The following is a 7,776-nucleotide window of genomic DNA, read 5'->3' on the forward strand; positions in this document are numbered from 1 at the left end:
GCCACCTTCGATCAGTCGCGGCTTGGCGGGCGCTTGAACAACCCCGGCCTCACAGGACCGGCATGCATACTTGGGACGGCGGGTGACGATGACGCGGAACTGCGCGGGCACGGACTCGCAGAATACACGCATCTTCGGAAGCTAGGGCATAACAAACGGTTACGAATTTGCGGGGAAACTGCCACAAAACGCGGCAGCTACCCCTTCGTCGTTCAAAACAATCTAAACCATTGTTTTTACTTGGTAATAAGGAACTTCATCTTATCACGTAGTTTAAATCACCCCAATCCATCCACCAAAGAGGCAATCGCTGCCTCTAACTTCGCCCGATCAATGGACGAAAAGTCGCGGTCCACTTTGATCTCTAACCGCCCTACCCCGGCAGTACATTTCACCTGACCGGCGCTGCTGCGAATGTGAAACGTCGTCTTGGCCTTGCTGCCCTTGTTTCGTGCGGGCTGCTTTGGTTCAGGAACCTTATCCGCGGATAAGGTTTCAAAATCCTCTAGCCCAGCGTGGCGGCGCAAGACATCCAGTTCATCTTTGATGCTGCGATTGTCCCAACCCTCGAGGTCCTGCTTGATGCGGCCCGCGATCTCTGGGCGCTCTTTCATCTCACGCGCTAAGGTTACGCCAAGGGCGCGCGGGATTTCGGTTGGGTAATTCAACGCCTCCCCTACCCGCTCGAGCAGCAAGGCAAAGGATCGGATGTAGCTGCGCTTGGAATAGGGTGCTGACTGAAACAAGGCCGCCACTGCAGAAGACAGATCGTTCGCCTCTGTCGCAGGATCGGCGGCATAGTTATGCGCGGCATGCGCCATCTCGGCAAAGGACAGGTCCTTGCGGATCACGTTCTCGTCCACCATGCGGCGATAGAGCCCTGCAATATCCGCCTCGCCCGGCAAGACCAAGGCAGGCACGCGCGCCCAATCCCCCTGCCCTGTTTCCTCTAGCAGCTTCTTATAGGCACTAAGGCGACGGTAGCCCTGGACCAGCTCGTAGCCCTTACCATCCGGCCGCGCAAAGACGCGGATCGGGTTGGATAACCCAAGGTCACGAATTGAGGTGATCAACCCCTCCAGCTCCAGGTCTTCCCCGGGGATACGATCCCGGACCAGCATGTAGGTATGCACATCCTCCAGCGGGATGGATTGCACCACATGGCCGGCTTCGCGCAGTTCTACGAACTCATGCGCTAATGCGTCATTCTCTTCGCGGATCGCCTCGGCGGCGCTTTTGCGGGCGTTCAATGCCTCGGCATTTTCAGCGATGGCGCTGGCCATTGGCCCACGCTTTGCGGGCTTTTCTTCAAGGCTTTTGATCGACGGCTCCGGTGCCTCGACGGCCTCGTCCGGAACATTGATGTCAAAGATGCGGCGTTTCCTGCTCATGCCTGCTCTCCTTCGCTGACCTTATCCGCGGATAAGGTTGGGTCATTCATGGCCTTCCAAAGCGGCAGCATGGTTTCGCTGAACTCATCGTAAGCCTGATCGAAACTACCCCGCGCCCGACGCCATGTTTCACGGGTCATATCGCGGTAGTCCATCTCGTAGATCGAGCTAAGGAAGCGACCAGATTGCTCTACGGCGCGCGTCATCTCGACCGGATGGTTCGCCAGCTTGTCGCCAAAAACCTTACCAAAGGCTTCAAACATCGCACGGTGCAGATCATTGCCCGGCTCGTAACGGGTCAGCAAAAAGCGCACGTCTTGGAACACCTTGGGCAGCTGCGCCTTATCCGCGGGTAAGGTTCCCTCAAACCCATGCGCCAAATCTTCGAGCGCTTCAGAGAGCTGGCCGATGAAAGAAGTGGTAGAGTCATACTCCCAATAGCCGGGGCCCGAGGGGATATAAAGCATGTCGGCGGCAAAGACCGCGTTCATGGATTGGTAGCCGATGGCTGGCGGGCAGTCGAAAAAGATCAGGTCCCATTGATCATCAGGCAGTTGATCAAGGAAACGGGACATGGCCGCGAAGAAGGACCATTCCGGGTTCAGGTGGCGGTACTGGGCCGAGGCGAACTCGACAAAGGCTGCGTTGGCGCAGGAGGGGACGACATCAATCGTGGGCCAGTTGGTGGGCTGGATGAAGTCCGAGACCCGCAGGTCCTGCAGGCCGAGGTCGGTAATGCTGGACGGGATCGCGCGCTGGGGCAGGGCGGCACCGCTGGCGGCGCCACGGGGCGCGTTGTTCTGCGCCTCGGTCTCGCGGATCAGGTCGCGAGCCATGATGCCCCAAACGGTATGCTCTTCGCTGACATCAGTCAGACCCATCGAGTGGGAGAGGGTGGCCTGCGGGTCAAAGTCCACGCAAAGCACACGGTACCCATCCAATGCGGCCGCATGGGCAAAGTGCAACGCCACGGTCGATTTGCCAGCGCCACCTTTGAAGTTGGCAATGGCGGTGCGAAAGGCGCGGCCATTGGGGCGCTCTGGCATCAGGGATTTGCCACGCGGCTTTAGGCGGCGGCGCAGGGTGTTGATCTCTTCCAAAGAGAACCACCGCTGCCGACCATCGGGTTCGACCTTACCCGCGGGTAAGGTCGGGTCGGCAGCCATCTTGCCGCGGAAGGTGGATTGGTTCATGCCAAAGATCAGCTCGGACACCTCCCAAGAAGAGAAGCGGCGCAGGGTCTTTTCATTCTCCGGCGAGAAGGTCTGTTGCCGGATCCACCCCTGCATCTTGAGTGACTTTGTTTGTAGCTCGCGTAGATCTGAATGTGTCAGCATGCCTGTCCTCGGACGCTATTAGTAACGTTTTTTGAATTTACGCCCAATTTGCCAAATACAGAGAGATTGATAAAGTCTTTTTATCCACAATGGTGAATTCAGTGTTTCTAAGCCGAAACCTATAAGAAAAACGGTGCCTAAGCGATTGACCCGATTCGGAAATAGGGCAGGGGACCTAGGGATTAGACACTGAATTTGAGGGGACATGAATAGCGACCCACAGCATCTTGAGGGGACATCAAGGCCCAATAGGGTGACATTCTGGATGACCCCCATTACCAAGAACATACCATTTTTCTTTTCAAAAGGATTTGGTTTAAGGACCAGAAACCTAATGTTCTTGACAACTGACCACTTTCCAACGCTAATCAGTGCAAGCTAGGGAAAAGCGTTTGAACCGGTAGTCAAAGCAGCTGAGAACTGGTAAATTCCTCAAGAGCATTCACGAATCGACGCGGACACTAAGATCTGCGCAGCACAGGCACATCCATGACACAGTCAGGGCTATTGAACAAAGGCAGCGGGATCACTGGTCCTGGATCGGCGTCGGCGAAATACGACGTGTTGACGGCCTTATTGGTGACCGCATCCCAAGCCGAGGGTGTTGAGGCACGTTTGGCTTTGCGGCTTTCCTTGTTGATCACAGCGCGGTTCAATTGGCGGCGTGGCGTTTTTGCCGTTGGCCAACGCGAGCTTGCGCGAATGTGGGGTGTGACAGAACGCACTGTCAAACGCGAGATGTCCGAATTGCGCCGTTTGGGCTGGATTAGTGTCGATATTCCAGCAGCCCGGGGCAGGGTGGCCCAGTATAAAATTGATTTCCCAACTGTGCTGCGCGCCACGGCGCCGTTCTGGGATGCAGTGGGCCCCGACTTTGCCGCGAGGGTTGCCGGCGCGCCTGAGCCAGCCGAGCAGGGGGACAGCAATGTTGTACCACTGCATTCAGGCTCTAACACGCCAATAGTGAGTGATGTGCCATTGTGGGCGGTTGTTTCAGAGCGGCTACGGGAACAGGACGCAAAGCTGTATAACGCATGGTTTGCGCGGCTAGAGGCTGTTGAGGTCGAAGCCGGTGTGCTTCGCCTGCTGGCGCCATCACGCTTTGCAGGTGAATACATTAAGACGCATTACCTAAGCCGGTTAACGGCAGCTGTGTTCGCCGTGAGCCAAGACATTACAGCCCTTGAGATTGACTACTCAAGTTAAGTTCCAAAGGCTGGAAACAAAAAACGCAGTGGAATGGATATTCCACTGCGTTTTATTTTACTTGTTCAGTTAAACTCTACTCTAGGCTTGTAGCACCTGCACTAATCAACGCTGGGAAGGCTTGCTGCAAGGCACGGCCCCAGACGGTGATCGGCTGTTCACGTACAAAGATGATGTCGTCAGGGCGCATTTCAAACTTGGTCGCCACGGTCAGGTTAACGATATTCTTCGCATTGAGATGATATGCGGTTAACTCTTCGGTGTTGTTTGCGCGCAGGACGTAGATTTGGGACGGATCGCCGGTCGTTGTTGGAAAGCCGCCGTTTTCGTAAAAGACATCAGCCAAAGAGGCTTTTGTCTCGAAGGGTAGGGGGATCCGATTTTGATTGGCCACTTCACCTGTCAAATACACATAGTCACGATCGACAGCGCCAAGGTCGACCTTGGATTGGAAGTTTGAACGCTGTTCGTTCAATTCGCTACGACGAAGATCAATTTCACTTTGCAATTCGCTGATTGCGTTCAATCGGGACCGTTGCTTTAGTTCCAGCGTCTCGATCTGGCGTTCGTAGAACTCTTGGGCGCGCTCAAGGTCATATGCATTGTCGACATAGACGGAATCGCCATCCAGCAGCACCAATTTGCGTGCTTTAGAGTCCTTGAAGTAGGTTTCGAGTGGAATCTGATACAGCTCACCGCCACGATAAATGCGGATCGAGCCAAAATCTTGATTAGCGAGTGCAATACCACCCGCGGAGGCTAGCGCTTGATCAAGGGTTAATGGCGTAAGCGTAACTGGCACCAAGGTAGATGTGCCAACAGCGCCGCCGATTGTGACCCGCTTGGATTTAAACTCTGCGATTTCGAGGCTGAATTCGGCATCAAATTGGCTTTGAATAAGACGCTGGAACACGCGTTCTTCAGCTTCTTCGATTGTCAGGCCTTGAACGGTAACGGATCCAACCTCTGGGATTGAGATCGCGCCATCATCGCGCACAGTGTAGCCCTGTTGTTGGCTTTGTGCCGCAAAGACGCCGCTTACCTGTTCGACAGCGCGCCCACTTGCGCGTGTCGCAAGCAGAATGACGTCGCCAATGCCAATTTGGTAAATAGGATGTTCCGCTGCCGGGGGGAGGCGTAAAGCAAGTGCGCCGGGTGCGGGCTGAATTTGTGCTTCTGGGGCGGCTGGAAGACTGCCTAAGCCGCGCGGTGACCCACCTGCGCGCCTGCAGATCGCGAAAAGGCTGCTGGCAGCTTTTTAGGCGTGTAAGCGCTGTTATTTGCACGCGCGACCTCGGATGGGGTCAATTCAACGACGGAGACATCATAGGCCGCATTGCTTTCTGAAATTCTTGGGCTGTTATACGTAACGCCACAGCCGGAAAGAACGAGGCAGGCTGTAAAAATCGCAGAACGATGCGGAAGGTGCATTTAGAGGAATCCATCGCGTTTAATTCAATTACGCTAGCTTTAGCGCAATTGCCGATTGTGAACAATTTTGTTTTTCGATTTTAGTGCTTTGACCTAGGCAGGGCGCGCTTCGCCTTTCGGCTGATGATAGCCATCTACGCTTGATTTAATTGTGTTTCGTAGATGTTGCGGGTTTGCGGCGCCAATCGCTTTGTTGATTTCGCGCAACATAGCGGCCACTTCGATTTGCGAAAGCTGTGCCTCTTGGGCGCGCAGAATCTTTGGGTGAGGGGTCGCAATGAGGCTATCGTCGTCAATTAGCAGCTCTTCGTACAGCTTTTCGCCAGGGCGTAGGCCGACAATCTTTAGTTCAATGTCACCTGTGGCGTCTGGTGATTCTTTGACGGTACGGCCAGAGAGCTGGATCATTTTCCGAGCAATATCGACGATTTTCTGGGGTTTGCCCATGTCGAGAACGAATAGATCGCCTCCTTCGGCATAAGCGCCGGCAAGCAGGACAAGACGCGCGGCTTCTGGGATGGTCATGAAGAAGCGCGTGACCTCTGGGTGGGTCACGGTTACGGGGCCGCCCGCTCGGATTTGGCTTTCAAACAACGGAAGCACGGAGCCTGATGAGCCAAGAACATTGCCAAAGCGGACCATTGCAAATTTAGTTTGCGGATTGCGTGTTTGAATGTCTTGAACAACCAATTCGGCCATACGCTTTGTCGCGCCCATGATGTTGGTTGGGCGCACAGCTTTGTCCGTTGAGACCAGAATAAAGCGTTCTAGGTTTTCTTCTGCGGCAACTTCAGCAACGGTTTGAGTGCCCAGGACGTTGTTGTTTGCGCCTTCCAATTCGTTTTCTTCGACCATTGGAACGTGCTTGTAAGCCGCGGCATGAAGGATAATGTCGACGCCTTGTTCTTGAATAACGGTTCTGATCCGCTCGCGGTTGGTTACCGAACCAAGACGGGTGACAATCTGGACGTCCTTCTTGCTGCTTGCGACTAAGCCTCTGATTTCACGATCAATTGCGTAAAGGGAGAATTCGCTTTGTTCGAACAAAACGATACGTTCTGGTGCGCGGTTTAGCAGTTGGCGGCACAGTTCAGACCCGATGGAACCGCCAGCACCGGTGACCATTATTGTGCGCCCGGCATAGGATTTGGCGATCTCAGGGATGTCGAGTTCTACTTTGTCGCGGCCGAGTAGTTCATCAGGTCGTACTGGGCGAAGCGCTTGTTCGACACCACCGTCAGCCATCAAATCGACGTAAGACGGTAGGATCATGACCTCGACTGAAAGCTCGGAAATCTCTTGCAGGATTTCGTTCCGGCGTGCGCGTTCGGTTGATGGCATTGCTAGAAGAATGCGGTCAATTTTATGTTTTTGAACTTTTGCGGCGAGTTTCGTTTGCGGATGAACGGGTAGGCCATTCATGAGCAGACCATGAAGGTTGGGGTTGTCGTCGATGAAGAAGCAAGGGCGGGCTTCAGCCGACTGCTGTAGTGCTGCGGCCAACTGGATGCCTGCCGCACCGGCACCATAAATCGCAACCCTGACATCCGGCTTTGATTTGGAGCCAAGCGCAAGCAGCACTTGTAGACCAATAACGCGAACAAGCGATGAGGATAAAAAGAAAAAGGCGCCAAAGATCAATGGAATGGATCGTGGGCCAGATAGCCCTAGCGTGAAGGAAATGCCCATTGCGAAAAGGCTAAGTGCTGCGGCCGTGCTGGCAATACGCAGAAACGCGCGATGATCCATCGCGTGAAGTTTGATCTGGTGCAGGCGGGAAAGATTGATCGTAAATGCGCCCACAAGCAACATCGCAGGAAATAACTGCCAGTTCTCAGCCATTGGCGAGAATGGCACAACCATTCCAAAACGCAGTGCGAAAGCGCAATAGAGGCTTATTGCGATAAGGGTTAAGTCCACGGAAAACAAAATCGATTTTTTCTGTTTTCGCGTTAAAGTGTTTACGTTCTTAATACCAACTACCATAGCGTTCTAATCTCTAGATTACTGCTGAAAATCAATAAGAAAATGTTTGATCCGCAAAATGAGCGAATAATAGAGTACTAAATACATTGTTATATTCAAGTGTAAAATAAATTTTGGGCAGTGGCTGCTTGGATGTTAACAACAATAATGGGTATCCTTTGTGGATAGCAACTTCATAAGGGGCAAGTTATTAAATTCGAATCTAGTTAATAGAGCCAGAAGCTATGGAAAGTATGGATTGACTGATGAGCGTTTGCCGTTTTCACTAGATGCACGCGTAGCGCTTTTCTCTAAATAATAGCGGAACGGCTGAATTCTTGTATAAAACATGTTCATTACCGCATTCAGCTGACCTGAGCCCCTAAAACTCCTCCAAATTTGTGTAGAGTCCGCCCAACAAAAGGACGGACAAATGAAGGCACGAT

Annotated in this window: 6 protein-coding genes and 1 pseudogene; 1 reads left to right on the forward strand and 6 read right to left on the reverse strand. The window is 53.3% G+C overall.

What is annotated here, in order from left to right; all coding sequences use genetic code 11:
• The 3 genes and pseudogenes from Q4544_RS15630 to Q4544_RS15640 all read right to left on the reverse strand — a co-directional run.
• Positions 1 to 111: pseudogene (locus Q4544_RS15630) on the reverse strand (IS66 family transposase zinc-finger binding domain-containing protein); the annotation flags it as partial.
• 167 nt (positions 112 to 278) lie between these two features.
• Entirely contained in the window at positions 279 to 1,391 is a 1,113-nt protein-coding gene (locus Q4544_RS15635; protein ID WP_303507835.1) for a ParB/RepB/Spo0J family partition protein, read from the reverse strand.
• Positions 1,388 to 2,728 carry an AAA family ATPase gene (locus Q4544_RS15640; protein ID WP_303507837.1) on the reverse strand — a complete coding sequence of 447 codons (1,341 nt, stop codon included), beginning with the start codon at positions 2,726 to 2,728 and terminating at the stop codon, positions 1,388 to 1,390. Before Q4544_RS15640 ends, Q4544_RS15635 begins: the two co-directional genes overlap by 4 nt.
• Before the next feature lie 489 nt (positions 2,729 to 3,217).
• On the opposite strand from Q4544_RS15640, the gene Q4544_RS15645 reads away from it, so the two are divergent.
• Positions 3,218 to 3,934: a DnaA N-terminal domain-containing protein gene (locus tag Q4544_RS15645; RefSeq protein ID WP_303507839.1), complete on the forward strand. Its 717-nt coding sequence runs from the start codon at positions 3,218 to 3,220 to the stop codon at positions 3,932 to 3,934.
• Positions 3,935 to 4,010: 76 nt separating this feature from the next.
• Here Q4544_RS15645 and Q4544_RS15650 read toward each other — a convergent pair whose 3' ends face one another.
• The 3 genes from Q4544_RS15650 to Q4544_RS15660 form a co-directional block, all read right to left on the reverse strand.
• Complete coding sequence (locus tag Q4544_RS15650) at positions 4,011 to 5,168, reverse strand: polysaccharide biosynthesis/export family protein (protein ID WP_368411296.1); 1,158 nt, start codon at positions 5,166 to 5,168, stop codon at positions 4,011 to 4,013.
• A complete protein-coding gene (locus Q4544_RS15655; protein ID WP_303507841.1) occupies positions 5,132 to 5,365 on the reverse strand; it encodes a hypothetical protein in 234 nt (77 codons plus the stop codon). The genes Q4544_RS15650 and Q4544_RS15655 overlap by 37 nt, the downstream gene beginning before the upstream one ends.
• Before the next feature lie 93 nt (positions 5,366 to 5,458).
• Positions 5,459 to 7,228, reverse strand: a complete 1,770-nt coding sequence (locus tag Q4544_RS15660; RefSeq protein ID WP_303507843.1) for a nucleoside-diphosphate sugar epimerase/dehydratase — start codon at positions 7,226 to 7,228, stop codon at positions 5,459 to 5,461.
• Positions 7,229 to 7,776: the final 548 nt, after the last annotated feature.

The sequence above is a fragment of the Cognatishimia sp. 1_MG-2023 genome, assembly GCF_030548175.1.
Lineage (GTDB): Bacteria > Pseudomonadota > Alphaproteobacteria > Rhodobacterales > Rhodobacteraceae > Cognatishimia.

What these genes read in the sequence shown, in the direction of transcription:
- Q4544_RS15660 (WP_303507843.1), bottom strand. Translation starts at nt 7,228, where the DNA reads ATGGTTGTGCCATTCTCGCCAATGGCTGAGAACTGGCAGTTATTTCCT.
- Q4544_RS15635 (WP_303507835.1), bottom strand. Translation starts at nt 1,391, where the DNA reads ATGAGCAGGAAACGCCGCATCTTTGACATCAATGTTCCGGACGAGGCC.
- Q4544_RS15645 (WP_303507839.1), top strand. Translation starts at nt 3,218, where the DNA reads ATGACACAGTCAGGGCTATTGAACAAAGGCAGCGGGATCACTGGTCCT.
- Q4544_RS15655 (WP_303507841.1), bottom strand. Translation starts at nt 5,365, where the DNA reads ATGCACCTTCCGCATCGTTCTGCGATTTTTACAGCCTGCCTCGTTCTT.
- Q4544_RS15640 (WP_303507837.1), bottom strand. Translation starts at nt 2,728, where the DNA reads ATGCTGACACATTCAGATCTACGCGAGCTACAAACAAAGTCACTCAAG.